Origin of the sequence: Streptomonospora sp. PA3 (assembly GCF_009728995.1) — a bacterium.
Taxonomy (GTDB): Bacteria; Actinomycetota; Actinomycetes; order Streptosporangiales; family Streptosporangiaceae; genus Streptomonospora.
Genome location: NZ_VTZW01000023.1, coordinates 86,093 through 101,203 on the forward strand (window position 1 = coordinate 86,093; position 15,111 = coordinate 101,203).

Here is a 15,111-nt window from a genome sequence, read left to right on the forward strand (position 1 = left end):
TGCCGGAGGCGGCGGTCTTCAGCCCACCACGATCACGTCGATGCGCCGCGGGCCGTGCACGCCGTCCACGCGTGCGCCCTCGATCGCCGTGGTCATGGTGGTGCCGGTCAGCCAGGTGGTGGGGCGGGCCGGGTCCAGTTCGGGCAGCGCGGCGGCCATGGAGGGCACGATCTGGTCGGCCTCGACCACGCAGAGATGGCAGGCGGGCAGCAGCGACAGGATGCGGCGGCCCTGGCCGATCCCGCCGTCGAGGACCAGGGTCCCGGTGTCGGCGACGGCGAGCGCGCAGCGGGTGACCGCGGCGCCGGCGCTCTCGATCGCCCGCACCGACAGCGGGGCCTGCGGCGGGTCGTCGCGCATCGCCCACACCCCGTCGAGTTCGGACAGCCACAGCGACGACAGGTCCCGCGGCACCACGGCGCGGCGCACACCGTAGCCCCACAGGGCGGAGGCGATGACGCGCGGCAGGTCCTCGGCTCCACTCGCGTGCTGGACGCCGATGCCGTGCTCGGCCAGGCGCTCGGTGAACAGCGAGACGGTGTCGCGTCCCCGGGCCGACGCGGCGTCCGCGGACCCGCCCAAACCGGGTTCCCGGCCGGCGCCGGGCGGGGCCGCGGCGACCGCCCGCCGCACCCGCGCCAGCACCCCGGCACGCGCCGGGTCCCGCTTTTCAGCCATCGCGCCTCCCCTCCCCCGCGCCGCTCCCCCCGGTCCCGCCGAGTGCGGTTGGCCCGCCGCGGCGCGCGCGGCCGTCCGCTTCCCGGCCGCCCCCGCGCACGGCGAGGACGCGGCTGCGGCGGGCCCACCACGCACGGAACGACTCGGCGGGCGGCGCCGGCAGGTCGCGCGCCTCGGTCCAGCGCCCCAGCAGACCGGGCAGCCGCCGGATCCGCCCGCCGCGGGCCAGCAGCCTCCCCCACCGCGAGGCGGCGCGCTGGGCGCGGGCGAAGCGCCGCTCCGCCGCCATCACCCATTCGCCGCTCTGGGCGGCCAGCGCCTCGGGGGTGGGCACGGGGTTGGCGCGCCGTTCGTCGACGACGCGGGCGCGCAGTTCCAGCAGCACCTCGGGGATGTCCACACCCACCGGGCACACGTCCGCGCAGGCCCCGCACAGGGTCGAGGCGAACGGCAGCGACGCCTCGCGCGCCGAGCGGGTGCCGCGCAGCTGCGGTGTCAGGGCCGCGCCGATCGGTCCGGCGTGCACGGACCCGTAGGGAGCGGCGCCGGTGCGCTCGAAGACCGGGCACACGTCCAGGCACGCGGTGCACCGGATGCAGCGCAGGGCCTGGCGGCCCACCGGGTCGCCGAGGGCGGCCGTGCGCCCGGCGTCGACCAGGACCACGTGCACCTCCTGGGGGCCGTCGCCCTCGACCGGGCCGCTCCAGGTGGACAGGACCGGAGCCTGGACGGCGCCCAGCGACGAACGCGCCCACACCCGCGAGAGCACGGCGATGTCGGCCCAGGCGGGCACGACCTTGTCGATGCCGGCGACGGTGATCAGCCGGCGGGGCACCGCGGCTCCCAGGCGCACGTTGCCCTCGGTCTCCATCGCCACGACGCTGCCGGTCTCGGCCACGAGCGCGTTCGCGCCGGTGATCGCCGTGCGGGCCTCCAGCAGCGACTCGCGGAGGTAGTCGCGGGCCGCCTCCGCCAGCGCTTCGGGCCGTGCCGCCAGGTCCGCCGGGGCGCCCGGCAGGCGGCGGGCCAGGGCCGAACGCGCGCTCGCGCGGTCGTGGCGGCGCACCGTGCGGGACTCGGCGTCGGGCCCCTGGCCGGTGAGCCCGGCGATGAGGTCGGCGACGGCGCTCTCGTGCACGTCGACGCCGGCGCGCCGCAGCGCGGCGTCCAGGTCCAGCTCGTGCGCGGTGGCCGAGGAGGAGCGCACCGCCTCGCGCTCTCCTCCGGCGGCGGCCAGCCGGGCGACGACGCGGCGGGCCTCGGCGGCGTCGCGCGCCCAGTGCACCCGTGTCCCGGCGGCCTCCGCCGCCTTCTCGAAATCGGTGAGGTGGCGCTCCAGGTCGGCCAGTGCGCGCTCGCGCACCGCGGTGGCCCGGCGGCGCAGCCCTTCCCAGGCGGGTTCGGCGCCGCGCCCCCGCTCGCGCCGGCCGCGCTGCTCGGCCGCGGCGGCCGAGCGGGAGCTGCGCACCGCGCTGTCGCCCAGGGCCGATCGGGCGGCGTCGGCGAACCGCGGCGGGCCCGAGGGGCGCTCGCCCGTGCCGCGCCCGAGCAGGTGCGACCAGGGGTAGGCGGGCCCGTTCTGTGCCGGGCGGCCCGAACCGGAGGAGCCCCGGCGGGCCCGGCCCGGGTGCTCGGCGCCGCTCACCGGTGCGCCTCCGCGCCCGCGCCGCCGTCGGAGGCCAGGATCTCGGCGAGATGAAGGGGGCGTGCTCCGCCGCGCAACCGCGACAGGGCGCCGCCGATCTGGGCCAGGCAGGCGTCGTCGACGGCGCAGACGACCTCGGCGCGGGTCTCGCCGATGTGGCGCACCTTGTCGGCGACGATCGCCACCGAGGTGTCGGCGTTCTTCCAGGCGAAGGTGCCGCCGAACCCGCAGCACTCCTCTGCCGCCGGCAGCTCGGCCAGCTCCAGCCCCCGCACGGCCCGCAGCAGCCGCAGCGGCCGATCGCCCACCTCCAGCGCGCGCAGCGACTGGCAGGTGGGGTGGTAGGTGACGCGGTGCGGGAAGGAGGCGCCGACGTCGGTGACCCCGGCGACGTCGACGAGGAACTCGCTCAGCTCCAGTACCCGCGGCACGCGCCCCGCACGGGGTTCCCGCCGCGCCAGGTGCGGGTAGCCCGTGCGCACCATCGCCGCGCAGGAGGCGGAGGGGGTGACGACGAGGTCGCACCCGGCGAAGACGTCGGCGAACCGCCCCGCGAGCGCGGCGGCTTCGCGCCGGTAGCCGGAGGTGTGGTGGGCCTGCCCGCAGCAGGTCTGCTCGCGGGGGAATCGCACCGTGTACCCCAGCCGCTCCAGGACGCGCACGGTGGCGCGGGCGGTGCCCGGGTACAGGGTGTCGGTGAGGCAGGCGACGAACAGACCTATGCGCAACGCTTCTCCTCCGCCCCGCCCGGGAGCATGCCCGCGGCACACCGGGCCCGCCCCCGCGGCCCGGGACCCACGCGGACATCCTAGACACCCTCCGCCCCTCCCGCCCCGGTTTCGCCCGTCGTTCCCCCGGCCGCCCGCGGCCATCGCGACGCGACCGCCCGAGCGGGCATCAGTCGTTCGCCGACCCCGCAGGCCCGGCCTCGCACGGCGCGGGCGGGTGATGAGGGCGAGCACCGGTTCGCAGGGGCGTGGTCCCGCCCGTGCGCGGCCGCTCGGCGGACATTCGTGCGTTGCGCCGACCGCTGACGGCATAGGGTGCGGCGTATGGACGGCGCGGACCGGAGCGGCGAGGGGCTCGCGGTCGAGGAGCGCATCGAGCAGCGCATCGGTGCCTGGCCCGCCGATGCCGGTGAGGCTCGCGCTCTGCAGGAGCGCCTGGCGCCGCTGGTGCGCCAGGAGGCGCTCGACACCGGCGCCGTCTCGCTCGTCGCGGGGCTGGACGTGGCCTACGCCCCCGGCGACGACCGGCTCGTGGCCGCCGCCGTCGTGCTGGCCGCGCCGGAGTGGGAGGCGGTGGACTCCGCCACCGTCGTTTCGCGGCCGCGGTTTCCCTACGTGCCCGGACTGTTCGCGTTCCGGGAGGCGCCCGCGCTGCTGGAGGCCGTCGCGCAGCTGCGGACCGCGCCGGACGCACTCGTCTGCGACGGTTTCGGGCTGGCGCATCCGCGCCGCTTCGGACTGGCCTGCCACGTGGGGCTGGCGCTGGACCGCCCCGTGCTGGGCGTGGGCAAGACCCCCTTCGTCGGCCGCGCCGACGCGCCCGCGCCCGAGCGGAGCTCCTGGACTCCGCTGCTCGACGGCGGCGAGGTCGTCGGGCGCTGCCTGCGCACCCGCTCCGGCGTCAAGCCCGTCTACGTGTCGGTCGGCCACCGCGTCGACCTGCCGTCGGCGACGGCCCTGACGCTGCGCCTCACGCCGCACTACCGGCTGCCCGAGCCCGTCCGGCAGGCCGACCGGTTGTGCCGGAAGCGCCTGGCCGCCGCCTGACCGCCCTCGGCCGGCCTTCTCAGGCCCCGTTACATCCTGTTCAAGAAGCCGGACACCACAGCGCCTGCGGTAATGGGGGGATTGCGCGAAGCGTTGCACGCCCACCCGTCAGCCCACCGCCACCCGGATGAGACGCTGCGCGTCACGTGCTCGATTCAATGCCGCCGAGCGCACGGTGCACCTTTGTCGCGGAGGCCCGCTACCGGTGGCGCGGCTCCACCTGGAAAGAACCGCGTGCGCTCGGCGGCAAGCCGTGACCGCGCTACGCGAGGCGCACCCATTGCCGCAACCCCGACGGCGACCGCCCCAGGTCGTACCCGGAGGGTTCCTGGAAAGCGGGCACGCCCCGGTATCCGACCACGCCCCCCCTTATTTAAGAAGCCGGTCACCACAGGAGGTTGCGGCAATGGGGCTGTGATGCGCGAAGCGCCGCGCGCCAGCTTGCCGCCGAGCGCACGGCGCACCATTGCACCGGAGGCCCGCCACCGGTCGCGCGGCTCCACCTGGAAAGAACCGCGTGCGCTCGGCGGCAAGCCGTGACCGCGCTACGCGAGGCGCACCCATTGCCGCAACCCCGACGGCGACCGCCCCAGGTGGTACCCGGAGGGTTCCTGGAAAGCGGGCGCGCCCCGGTATCCGACCACGCCCCCTTTAAGAAGCCGGTCACCACAGGAGGTTGCGGCAATGGGGCTGTGATGCGCGAATCCCACCCGTCACCCGCCGCCGCCCCTAACGGAGGCGCTTCGCGCCACGTACTTGTTCTGCGCCGGCTTGCCGCCGAGCGCACGGCGCACCATTGCACCGGAGGCCATCCGGTGGACGGCGCCGCACTCTGCATGCCGGTCCCGCCCCGCGACACGCGGCCGGATCCGGCCAATCCGGCGGGCCACCGATGCGACACTCCGAGTCTCTGCGTCGAATACCTACAAAACCAATTGCACTGTGACTCGCGCCACTAGGCTGCGAGTGCGCAGTAGCCCAAACGACCGGAGGCGCACCATGTGCCCGCACCGACCCACATGCCCCTCGTTCGACGACGTCGCCCGCGAGGCGGCCCGCGTGGTCGCCAGCCACCCGGAGCAGGGCTGGAGCCTGCTCTGCAACGGCGTCGTGGTCTTCGAGGACACCGGCGAGCTGCTGCCCGACGGCGGCGTCATCGCCCCGCACCGCCCGACCGACGTCCGCGCCGTCGCCTGACACGGCCGCCGCACACGGCCGTCGTCCCGTTGGGATCGGCCCCCGCGGACCGGTTCTCGAACGCGGCCTAGTCCAGCCGCTCGGCGAGCCAGTCCGCAACGACCGCGGCAAGGGACTCGACGTCTTTGGCCAGGTCGTGCCGCTCGCCCTCGCGCACGACGAGCGACGTGGCGTCGCCCGCGTCGGGGACGCCGAAGGGGTCGCGGTCGCCGTTGATCACGAGTGTCGGCACCCCGGCCCGGCGCAGCTCGCCCGCACGCGAGCGCTCCGGCTTGCCCGGCGGGTGGAGTGGAAAGGCCAGCGCCACCACCGCCGCCGCGCCCAGTCCGGCCGCGGTGCGGCAGGCGACCCGGGCCCCGTTGCTGCGGCCGGCGAGCACGAGCGGCAGACCGGCCGACCGCTCGTCGGCGCACACCGAACGGACCGCGGCCTTCCACGCCTCGTCCTGGGGCGCGGTCGCCGAACCGGGCATCCGCCGGCCGGCCACCCGGTAGGCCTGCGTGATGCGGGCGACGGCTCCGCCGGCTTTCAGTACCGCTTCGCAGACCGCGGTGATGTCGGGAGCGTCGACGCCGCCACCCGCCCCGTGCGTGATGGCCAGCAGGTAGCGCGGCTCGCCGGACGGCAGGTCGATGTCGGCGAGCGCGGGTCCGCGGGGCGTGTCGATCTCCATGTGCTCCAACCTATGCCGCCCGCGCCGGTGCACTGGCGTGCCCGCCGCACGGGCTCGTGGGCGGGGCCGGGAGACCTCCCGCCGTGGCCGGGCGCCTGAGCCCGCCGGCCCGCGTCAGTCCGCGTCGGGCCACCCCTCCGGCAGTACCGGAGCCTGCGAGCCCGCCGCCTGCCGGAGGCGTTCGCGGAAGTCGTCGTGCAGCGACCTCCCCCAGACGTACTGGCTGGGCGTGCGCACCGCCTCCTCCAGCGCGCGGCGCAGGGCGGCGGCGTTGCCCTCTCCCCGGGCCAGGGGCAGGGCGAGGTGGGTGTACATCTGGTTGAGGGCCACGAACAGCTCCCCGGTGAGCATCGGCGCGCTGCTTTGGGCGACGGCCGCCTCGACGTAGGGCTCCCACCACCCCTCGGCCTCGTCGGGCTCCTGCCCCTGCTGCCCGGCGAGTTCGGGATCGGGCGCCAGGAAGCCGCGGCGCAGCCGGGTGCGGACCTCGTCGGCGACCGCGGGGTCGCGATGGGCGATCCCGTCGGCCCACACGCGCTCGGCCTCCTCGGCGTCTCCGCGCACCGCCAGCAGCCGGGCCAGCAGCTCCACCGCACCGCCCGCCACCTCGGGCGGTACCGGCCGCCCGGGTGCCCGGCCCCCGCCGGAGCCCTCTCCCGCGGCGCCGTCCCCGGCGCGCACGCCGGCGCCCGCGTCGGCCTCCGCCTCGGCTTCGGCGACCACCGCGCCGAACGCGCCGATCGCACGCTCGACGTGCACGGCTCCCAGCAGCAGCCGCAGTCCCGCGTGCTCGCCCGCCTCCAGCCCGCGGTGCACGACCGCCGCGGCGGCGTCGGCGCGTCCGTCGGCCAGCAGCCGGCCAGCGTAGTCGTGCGCGGCCTCGGGCACGACCTCGGCCGATCCGCTCTGCAGCACCTGCTCCCAGTGCCGCTCCGCGGTCTCGGCTTCGCCGCGCTCCTCGGCCAGCCGCGCCAGCCCGTAGTGGGCGGCCGGCCGGTAGCGGTTGTTCCCCGAGTCGAGGACCTCGCTCCAGGCGGCCCGCGCCTGCTCGATGTCGCCCTCGCCCTCGTACGACAGCGCCAGGTGGTAGGCGGCGCGCGGTGCGTACTCGGGGTGGCCGGTGCCGATGGCCGTGCGTGCGGCGGTGCGCGCCGCGGCCACGTCGCCCATGTCGTGGCGGACCACGGCCAGTCCGAGGGCGGCCAGCGGCAGGTACCGCCGGGAGCCGCCCTCGACGACCCGTTCGTACACCTGGGCCGCGCGGCTGAGGTGCCCGCTCTCGGCGAGGTCGCGCGCCTGGTCGCACAGGCTTTTGAACTCCGGCTCGTCTCCGGCGGCGTCGTGGGTGGAGGATCCGGCGGACGCTGTCATGTGGAGCTGCTTTCCAACGCGGGGGGCGATGCGGAGCGGCGCTTGTCCGCCCCGGCGGTTCCACCTCGGAGAGTAGCCCGTCGCCGGGGACCCCACGGCGCGGCGCGGCCGGACTGTCCGGAATCGGCTGGCGACCGCTTGCCGAGGGGGCGGGCGGGGCGCCGCGGAGCGCCGCGTTCGATCCGATCGGTCCGGTGCCCGCTCGTCGCCTCCCCCGCTGCCGAAGGGAGGTCCGACCGGCGGTACGCGAAGCACGAAACCGCTGCCTTTACGGTGTAGATCTGATCTGGAGGCGCAGACTCCCCGGCACGACGGCGGCCGCCGGCCCCGCTCTGGTGCGGGTCCGGCGGCCGCGTGGCGACATCGCCCCGGCGGGGCCTCGATTGTGCCCTAGACCTCGAACGCCTCCGGCGGCGGGCAGGCGCAGACGAGGTTGCGGTCGCCGTAGGCCTGGTCGATGCGCCCCACCGGCGACCAGTACTTGTCGAACCGCAGCTCGGGCACCGGGAAGGCGCCCTCGTGGCGCGAGTAGGGGTGCTCCCACGCCTCGGCGGTGAGCGCCTCGGCCGTGTGCGGCGCGTTCTTCAGCGGGTTGTCGTCGGCGGAGTAGGCGCCCTGGGCCACCCGGTCGATCTCGCCGCGGATGGCGATCATCGCGTCGATGAAGCGGTCGAGCTCGGCCAGGTCCTCGCTCTCGGTCGGCTCGACCATCAGCGTCCCCGCCACCGGGAACGACATCGTGGGCGCGTGGAACCCGTAGTCGATCAGCCGCTTGGCGACGTCCTCGTTGCTGACCCCGGTCCGCTTGGCCAGGCCGCGGATGTCGATGATGCACTCGTGGGCCACCAGGCCGCCCCGGCCGGTGTAGAGCACCGGGTAGTAGGGCTCCAGCCGCTTGGCGACGTAGTTGGCGCTGAGCACCGCCGCCTCGGTGGCGGCCCGCAGGCCCTCCTCCCCCATCATCCGGATGTAGGCCCAGGAGATCTGCAGGATCCCGGCCGAGCCGAAGGGCGCCGCGGAGACCGGGCCCACCCCGGTGTAGGGGCCGGCCTCGGGCTGGCTGGGGTGGTTGGGCAGGTAGGCGGCCAGGTGGGAGCGCGCGGCGACCGGCCCCACGCCCGGGCCGCCCCCGCCGTGCGGGATGCAGAACGTCTTGTGCAGGTTGAGGTGGCTGACGTCGGCGCCGAACTCGCCGGGCTTGGCCCAGCCCAGCAGCGCGTTCAGGTTGGCGCCGTCGACGTAGACCTGTCCCCCGGCCTCGTGCACCAGCCGGCACACCTCGGTGATGGTGTCCTCGTAGACACCGTGTGTGGAGGGGTAGGTGACCATGATGGCGGCCAGGTCGCCGGAGTGCTCGGCGGTCTTGGCGCGCAGGTCCGCCATGTCGATGTTGCCGCCGTCGTCGCAGGCCACCACCTTGACCCGCATTCCGGCCATGATCGCGCTGGCGGCGTTGGTGCCGTGGGCGGAGCTGGGGATCAGGCAGACGTCGCGGCCCTCCTGCCCGCGGCCGCGGTGGTAGCCGCGGATGGCCAGCAGGCCGGCCAGCTCGCCCTGGGAGCCGGCGTTGGGCTGCAGCGAGACCGCGTCGTAGCCGGTGATCTCGGCCAGCCAGCGCTCCAGGTCGCGCACGATGCGCACGGAGCCGGCGGCCTGGTCCAGCGGTGCGAAGGGGTGCAGGGAGGCGAACTCCGGCCAGGTCACCGACTCCATCTCGGCGGTGGCGTTGAGCTTCATCGTGCACGAGCCCAGCGGGATCATGCTGCGGTCCAGCGCCAGGTCCTTGTCGGCCAGCCGGCGCATGTAGCGCAGGAGGGAGGTCTCGCTGCGGTGGGCGGAGAAGACGGGGTGGGTCAGGTAGTCGACTCCGCGGCGCAGCTCGGCGGGCAGCACCGCGCCGCCTCCGGCGCCGCCGGAGGCGCCCGTGCCCGAACCCCCGGTGAAGGCCGCCACGACCTCCTCCAGGTGGGCGGAGGTGGTGGCCTCGTCACAGCTGATGCCCACGGTGTCGGCGTCGGCGGCCAGCAGGTTGATCCCGCGCTCGGCGGCGGCCTCGACGACCGCGGCCGCGCCGCCGCGCACCCGCACGCGCAGGGTGTCGAAGAACCGGTCGTGCACGACCTCGCACCCGGCGGCGCGCAGCCGGGCGGCGAGGTCGGCGGTGTGGCCGTGCACCCGCTCGGCGATCGCCCGCAGCCCGTGGGGGCCGTGGTAGACGGCGTACATCCCGGCCATGACCGCCAGCAGCACCTGGGCGGTGCAGATGTTGCTGGTGGCCTTCTCGCGGCGGATGTGCTGCTCGCGCGTCTGCAGCGCCAACCGGTAGGCGGGCTTGCCGGCGTTGTCGACCGAGACGCCCACCAGCCGGCCGGGCAGCTGGCGCTGGAGCCCTTCGCGCAGCGACATGTAGCCGGCGTGCGGGCCGCCGAAGCCCATGGGCACGCCGAAGCGCTGGGTGGATCCCACCGCGATGTCGGCGCCCATCTCGCCGGGGCTGCGCAGCATCGTCAGCGCCAGGATGTCGGCGGCCACCACCGCCAGGGCGCCCTTCTCGTGCGCCTCGGCGATGACCGGGCGGGGGTCGCGGACCGCGCCGCTGCCCGCGGGGTACTGCACGAGCACGCCGAAGGCGTCGGTGTCGGGCAGGCCCGCGGAGAGGTCGGCCACCACCACGTCGATGCCCAGCGGCTCGGCGCGGGTGCGCAGCACCGACAGGGTCTGGGGGAAGACGTCGGAGTCGACGACGAAGGCGTCGCCCTTGCCGCGGGTGGCCCGGCGCGCCAGGGTCATGGCCTCGGCCGCGGCGGTGGCCTCGTCGAGCAGGGAGGCGCCCGAGACGGCCAGTCCGGTCAGGTCGGAGACCATCGTCTGGAAGTTCAGCAGCGCTTCGAGGCGCCCCTGGGAGATCTCGGGCTGGTAGGGGGTGTAGGCCGTGTACCAGGCCGGGTTCTCCAGGATGTTGCGCCGGATGACCGGCGGGGTGACCGTGTCGTAGTAGCCCTGGCCGATCATCGAGGTCAGCACCCGGTTGCGGTCGGCCAGCCCGCGCAGCTCGGCCAGCGCCTCGGTCTCGCCGGCGGCGGCGGGCAGGTCCAGCGGCGCGGGGCGGCCGGGGCCGGTCAGGATGCCCTCGGGCAGCGCCGCCGTCATCAGGTCGGTGGTACTGCCGAAGCCGACCGCCTTGAGCATCTGGGTGAGCTCGGCCGAATCCGGGCCGATGTGCCGGTCGGCGAAGTCGCGGGCGGCGCCGGTGTCCGGCCCTCGTTCACGGGTTGGCTGCTCCGTCATGGAGACCTCCTGGTCGCTGTGCCGCTTTCGCGGCTGCTCCTGTCTGGTCTCCCCCTCTGTCGCTCACGGCCCGCGGGCCCAAGCGCAGGCACGTTTCGCCTACCGCTCCAGAGTGGCCTCCTCCACGCGGTCCTTGGTGCCTGAGAGGTTACTGGGGAGTGTTGCCCCGTCGGCGCCCCGGTTCGGGGTCTCTCCCGCGCGGTATCGACGGCCGGATCGTCGTTGGTGTCGACTCGGTTTTCAGTTGTGAATGGTCATTATCTACGGCGCCGCTCGGCGGCGCGGCGGCGGGGGGCGTGCCGGTGCGGCCCCGGACGGGGGCCGGCGGTCGGCGTCCGCCGCATGCTTCGACGTTACTGGATCCGGGCGCGTTCGTGGAGTGCCCGCCGCCGGGCACGGCTCACATCCCGCTTGGCACCTGCGGTCGCGGTGCGCAGCGGGCCGCCGCGGCCGGCCGGTGCCGGCTGCGGATTCCGTCCGGCGCGGTTCTCAGCCGGTCTTGCGCTCGCGCCGGCGCCGCGCCAACTCGTCGGCGGGCCGGGCCTGGGGGCTCAGTGAACCGTTCAGCGCCTCGCCGGGGACCTCGTCGAGGGCGCCTTCGAGCTCGCGCCAGACGCGGCCCAGCGCGATGCCGAACACGCCCTGCCCGCCCTGCATGAGATCGACCACCTCATCGGGCGAGGTGCACTCGTAGACGCTGACACCGTCGCTCATGAGGGTGATCTGGGCGAGGTCGGCGGTCCCGCGGTAGCGCAGGTGGTCAACCGCCGTACGGATCTGCTGCAGGGAGATCCCGGTGTCCAGGAGTCGCTTGACGACCTTCAGCAGCAGGACGTCGCGGAAGTCGTACAGCGGGGGTTCGCCGCCCTCAGGCTGCACGCTGGGGCCGACCAGGCCGGTGCGGGCCCAGTAGTCGAGTTGCCGATAGGTGATTCCGGCGGCCGCACATGCCGTGGGGCCGCGATAACCGACGTCCATAGGCAGCGCCACCACGTCCTCTTCGCACAGCAGGCCCTGCTCCCCAGCTCGCCGTATCGCTGTATGCCTGAGAGCGGAGGTTTGCTGCTCACCGCTAGTAACCGCCACGCCGAACCTCCGGCTCCTCGGCCCACGGCGGTTTGACAGGGGGCATGAAGGGTGCGCCGCGGGTTCCTTCGACATTGAAGGTAAGCCGGTCGCATGGACAGCGTCAACGACACCCATCGGCGCGTCGCGGAACCTCTTCCGCGGCTGCCGGAGCGCCGCGCCGTCCATCCGCAAGCATACGCGCGACACGGCCCGCGTGCCGCTGCCCTGTCGCATTGACCTGCGGTGGAAGCGGAACACCAGGGCGGACGGCGCCGCATGCGCCCGTGGGGCGGCCCGCTCCCCGGGCGAGAAACGCCCGCGGCGCGGCCGGCGCGGCGCCACGGCACGGAAACCGAAGCCCGCCGGCGCGCGGCGCCGGGCCGCCGGGGCGCTGCCCGGCCGGAGCCTGCGCTGATCCGTCCGTTCGGCGCCGCACCGGCCGATAGGATCGCGCGCATGCCTGCGCACGACGACGCCCGGCGCCGCCACCCGGTGCTGCGCCGCACCCGCGTCCTGCTGTGGTGCCAGCTCGCCGCCGGACTCGCGGGCACCGCCGCCTGCGCCGGCGCGCTGTATGCCGCCGGGCCGCTGATGACGGTGTCGGGCTGGGGCGCGCCCGCATTCGCGGCGCTGGTCTGCGGCGGGGCGGCGACGCTGCTGGGCTACCTGTCGCTCGCCGGCCGGCCCCGGCGCGCGGTGCTGGTCGCGGTGCTGCTCGCGCCGGCGGTGTGCTACGTCGCCGGCTCGGCCCTTTCCCTGTCGACCACCGCGGGCGCCCTGCCCCGCGCCGAGTTCGGCTGGTTCGCCTACGCCCCGCCCGGCGCGAGCACGCGGCTGTTCCAACTCGCCCTGCCCCTGCTAAACGCCGCGCTGTGGCTGACCTTCCTGGGCGTCCTGCTCTCCCTGGCCAACGCCGTGCGGCTGGTGCTGCCCTCGGCGCGCGAGGCGTTCGAGCCCGACGGGCCCGGCGCGCGGCCCCGCGCCTGACCGGCCCGCGAAAAACCCGCGCGACCGAGCGAGGAGGCAAGGCGGCGCCTCCAAGCGCCCCGCACACCCGCGGGAAAACACCCACCGTCCACCGCGTCTGGTATGTCTGGTTGCTACCTTGCTATCCACAGCCACCCGCAGGGGGCGGCCGCGCGGCCGCCCGACCCACCCCCGGGAAGGGGGCTCCCCCACGTGAACCGGCGCAGCACCAACTGGGCGGGCAACATCGGCTTCGCCGCCGAACGCCTCCACGAACCCGCCACCGTCGCCGAACTGCAGACCGCCGTGGCCCGCGCTGCGAAGGCGCGCGCGCTGGGCAGCGGCCACTCCTTCAACGCCGTCGCCGACACCCCGGGCGAACTGGTCTCGCTGGCGCGACTGCCGCGCACCATGGAGCTGGACACCGCACAGGGCACGGTCCAGGTGGGTGCGGGCGTGCGCTATGCCGAACTCGCGCAGTGGCTGCAGGAGCGCGGCCGCGCCCTGCACAACCTGGGTTCGCTCCCGCACATCTCGGTGGCCGGCTCCTGTGCGACCGCCACCCACGGATCCGGAGACGCCAACGGCAACCTGGCCACCGCCGTGGAGGCACTGGAGCTGGTGACGGCCGAGGGCGACCTCGTTCGGTTGAGCCGGGCCGAGCACGGGTCCGAGTTCGACGGCATGGTCGTGGCCCTGGGCGCCCTCGGCGTGGTGACCGCGATGACGCTGCGCACCGGCCCCGACTTCGACGTGGCCCAGCGGGTCTATGAGGACCTGCCGCTGGAGGCGGTGGAGGAGCACTTCGACGAGATCACCGGCGCCGCCTACAGCGTCAGCCTGTTCACCCGCTGGCGCGAGCCGGTGGCCGACCAGGTGTGGGTCAAGCACCGCGTGGGCGACCCGCGGCCCGCCGGAGCCGAGGAGGGCTTCTTCGGTGCGCCGCCGGCGCGGGGACCGCGCCACCCGGTGCCGGAGATGGCCGCGGAGAACTGCACCGAGCAGCTGGGCCTCGCCGGCCCGTGGTCGGAGCGCCTGCCGCACTTCCGTCCGGGATCGCCGCCCAGCAGCGCGGGCGCGGAGCTGCAGGCGGAGTACCTGCTGCCGCGCACGGCCGCCGTGGCGGCGCTGCGGGCGCTGGAGCCGCTGCGCGACCGGATCGCCGCGGTGCTGCAGATCTGCGAGATCCGCACCATCGCCGCGGACGAGCTGTGGCTGAGCCCCAGCTACCGCCAGGACACCGTGGGCTTCCACTTCACCTTGGTACCCGACACCGCCGCGGTGCTGCCGGTGCTCGAACAGATCGAGGAGCGCCTGGCCCCCCTCGGCGCCGTGCCGCACTGGGGCAAGCTGTTCACCGCGCCGCCCGGTGCGCTGCTCGAGCGCTACAGCCGGCTGCCCGACTTCGCGGCGCTGGCCCGCCGCTTCGACCCGGGCGGCAAGTTCGCCAACGACTTCCTGCGCGACCACGTCCTCGGCGGCGCGTAGGCGGCGCGGAGGGCTCAGCTCACCTCCAGCCGCTCGATGGCCCGGCGGGGCGAGCGGGCGTGGCGGGCCATGTCGCGCCAGGGCTCGTCTGCCAGGCGCTCGGCGAAGGTGCGCACCGTCCAGGCCCGCGCCGAGTCCACCTGTTCCAGCTCCTCCCAGTGCAGCGGGGTCGCCACCGGCGCTCCGGGCAGCGCGCGCACGGAGTAGGGCGCCACGGCCAGCTGTGCGTAGCCGTTGCGCAGGTAGTCCAGGAACAGCCGGTCGCCGCGCCGCTGCTTGCGCAGCAGGGTGGTCAGCTCGTCGGGGCGGCGGCGGGCGACCAGTTCGGCGATCACGTGGGCGAAGTCGCGGGCCTGGGCGGCGTCGATCTCGGGGCGGATGGGCGCCACCACGTGCAGGCCGCGGGATCCGGTGGTCATGGCGAACGCGGCCAGGCCCAGGCCCTCCAGCACGTCGCGGACGTCGTGGGCGGCGCGCCGCACCGCGGTGAAGTCGTCGCCGGGCGGGTCCAGGTCGATGATCAGCCGGTCGGGGTAGCGCAGGCCGCCCGCTCGGCTCAGCCACGGGTGCAGGGTGATGGCGGCCTGGTCGGCCAGCCACACCAGGGTGGCGGCGTCGTCGCAGACCAGCATCTCGGTCTCGGCGCTGCCGTCCTCCTTGGGTACGCGCACCGCCCCCGCGAAGGCCGGGGCGTAGGAGGGCCGGTTCTTGACGTAGAACCCGCCGGAGGGGTCGGCGATGCCGTGCGGGTAGCGCTGCAGGGCCAGCGGCCGCCCGCGCAGGTGGCGCAGCATCGGCTCGGCGACCGCGCGGTAGTGCTCGGCGAGTTCGCGCTTGGTGACCCCACCGGGTTCGAACAGCTCCTTGTCGGGCCGGCCGATGCGCACCCGGTGCCGTCCCACCCGCCAGGTCTGAGCTTCGCCGTGCGCCTCCGCGTTCACCTGATCACCCCCGTCTGTGCG

Annotated in this window: 12 protein-coding genes and 1 riboswitch; of the genes, 4 read left to right on the plus strand and 8 right to left on the minus strand. The window is 75.2% G+C overall.

Features of this window, described 5'->3' with window-relative positions; translation table 11 throughout:
• Positions 1 to 18: 18 nt before the first annotated feature.
• From FZ103_RS24050 to FZ103_RS24060, 3 genes are read right to left on the minus strand one after another with little or no spacing between them, the layout of a single operon-like run.
• Positions 19 to 678: an LUD domain-containing protein gene (locus tag FZ103_RS24050; RefSeq protein ID WP_156004503.1), complete on the minus strand. Its 660-nt coding sequence runs from the start codon at positions 676 to 678 to the stop codon at positions 19 to 21.
• Complete coding sequence (locus FZ103_RS24055) at positions 671 to 2,323, minus strand: LUD domain-containing protein (protein ID WP_343233685.1); 1,653 nt, start codon at positions 2,321 to 2,323, stop codon at positions 671 to 673. Before FZ103_RS24055 ends, FZ103_RS24050 begins: the two co-directional genes overlap by 8 nt.
• Positions 2,320 to 3,051: a (Fe-S)-binding protein gene (locus FZ103_RS24060; protein ID WP_156004505.1), complete on the minus strand. Its 732-nt coding sequence runs from the start codon at positions 3,049 to 3,051 to the stop codon at positions 2,320 to 2,322. The genes FZ103_RS24055 and FZ103_RS24060 overlap by 4 nt, the downstream gene beginning before the upstream one ends.
• Before the next feature lie 324 nt (positions 3,052 to 3,375).
• Between FZ103_RS24060 and FZ103_RS24065 the strand changes: the two genes are divergently transcribed.
• Entirely contained in the window at positions 3,376 to 4,098 is a 723-nt protein-coding gene (locus FZ103_RS24065) for an endonuclease V (protein WP_156004507.1), read from the plus strand.
• A 999-nt stretch (positions 4,099 to 5,097) separates the two neighbouring features.
• Positions 5,098 to 5,295 (plus strand): DUF5999 family protein, encoded by a 198-nt coding sequence (locus FZ103_RS24070; RefSeq protein WP_156004509.1) that lies wholly within the window; start codon positions 5,098 to 5,100, stop codon positions 5,293 to 5,295.
• 67 nt (positions 5,296 to 5,362) lie between these two features.
• Here FZ103_RS24070 and FZ103_RS24075 read toward each other — a convergent pair whose 3' ends face one another.
• From FZ103_RS24075 to FZ103_RS24090, 4 genes are all read right to left on the minus strand, one after another.
• Positions 5,363 to 5,968: an alpha/beta family hydrolase gene (locus tag FZ103_RS24075; RefSeq protein WP_156004511.1), complete on the minus strand. Its 606-nt coding sequence runs from the start codon at positions 5,966 to 5,968 to the stop codon at positions 5,363 to 5,365.
• A gap of 114 nt (positions 5,969 to 6,082) precedes the next feature.
• The gene (locus FZ103_RS24080; RefSeq protein ID WP_156004513.1) at positions 6,083 to 7,339 is read right to left on the minus strand and encodes a tol-pal system YbgF family protein; all 1,257 of its coding nucleotides are present in this window, start codon (positions 7,337 to 7,339) and stop codon (positions 6,083 to 6,085) included.
• Between the two features lie 390 nt (positions 7,340 to 7,729).
• A complete protein-coding gene (gcvP, locus tag FZ103_RS24085) occupies positions 7,730 to 10,627 on the minus strand; it encodes an aminomethyl-transferring glycine dehydrogenase (RefSeq protein ID WP_156004515.1) in 2,898 nt (965 codons plus the stop codon).
• Between the two features lie 117 nt (positions 10,628 to 10,744).
• A riboswitch (glycine riboswitch) is annotated at positions 10,745 to 10,834 on the minus strand.
• Between the two features lie 282 nt (positions 10,835 to 11,116).
• Positions 11,117 to 11,713 (minus strand): MerR family transcriptional regulator, encoded by a 597-nt coding sequence (locus FZ103_RS24090; protein WP_343233686.1) that lies wholly within the window; start codon positions 11,711 to 11,713, stop codon positions 11,117 to 11,119.
• Positions 11,714 to 12,151: 438 nt separating this feature from the next.
• On the opposite strand from FZ103_RS24090, the gene FZ103_RS24095 reads away from it, so the two are divergent.
• Together FZ103_RS24095 and FZ103_RS24100 are read left to right on the plus strand one after the other, a co-directional pair.
• Positions 12,152 to 12,682: a hypothetical protein gene (locus FZ103_RS24095; protein ID WP_156004519.1), complete on the plus strand. Its 531-nt coding sequence runs from the start codon at positions 12,152 to 12,154 to the stop codon at positions 12,680 to 12,682.
• 192 nt (positions 12,683 to 12,874) lie between these two features.
• Complete coding sequence (locus FZ103_RS24100) at positions 12,875 to 14,149, plus strand: FAD-binding protein (protein WP_343233687.1); 1,275 nt, start codon at positions 12,875 to 12,877, stop codon at positions 14,147 to 14,149.
• Positions 14,150 to 14,163: 14 nt separating this feature from the next.
• On the opposite strand, the gene ligD is transcribed toward FZ103_RS24100, so the two are convergent.
• Positions 14,164 to 15,090: a non-homologous end-joining DNA ligase gene (gene ligD / locus FZ103_RS24105; RefSeq protein ID WP_186356796.1), complete on the minus strand. Its 927-nt coding sequence runs from the start codon at positions 15,088 to 15,090 to the stop codon at positions 14,164 to 14,166.
• Between the last annotated feature and the right edge of the window lie 21 nt (positions 15,091 to 15,111).

Excerpts from the sequence above, each read along its gene's own strand:
- FZ103_RS24095 (WP_156004519.1), top strand. The coding sequence starts at position 12,152 with ATGCCTGCGCACGACGACGCCCGGCGCCGCCACCCGGTGCTGCGCCGC.
- FZ103_RS24070 (WP_156004509.1), top strand. The coding sequence starts at position 5,098 with ATGTGCCCGCACCGACCCACATGCCCCTCGTTCGACGACGTCGCCCGC.
- FZ103_RS24080 (WP_156004513.1), bottom strand. The coding sequence starts at position 7,339 with ATGACAGCGTCCGCCGGATCCTCCACCCACGACGCCGCCGGAGACGAG.
- FZ103_RS24075 (WP_156004511.1), bottom strand. The coding sequence starts at position 5,968 with ATGGAGATCGACACGCCCCGCGGACCCGCGCTCGCCGACATCGACCTG.
- gcvP (WP_156004515.1), bottom strand. The coding sequence starts at position 10,627 with ATGACGGAGCAGCCAACCCGTGAACGAGGGCCGGACACCGGCGCCGCC.
- FZ103_RS24050 (WP_156004503.1), bottom strand. The coding sequence starts at position 678 with ATGGCTGAAAAGCGGGACCCGGCGCGTGCCGGGGTGCTGGCGCGGGTG.
- FZ103_RS24065 (WP_156004507.1), top strand. The coding sequence starts at position 3,376 with ATGGACGGCGCGGACCGGAGCGGCGAGGGGCTCGCGGTCGAGGAGCGC.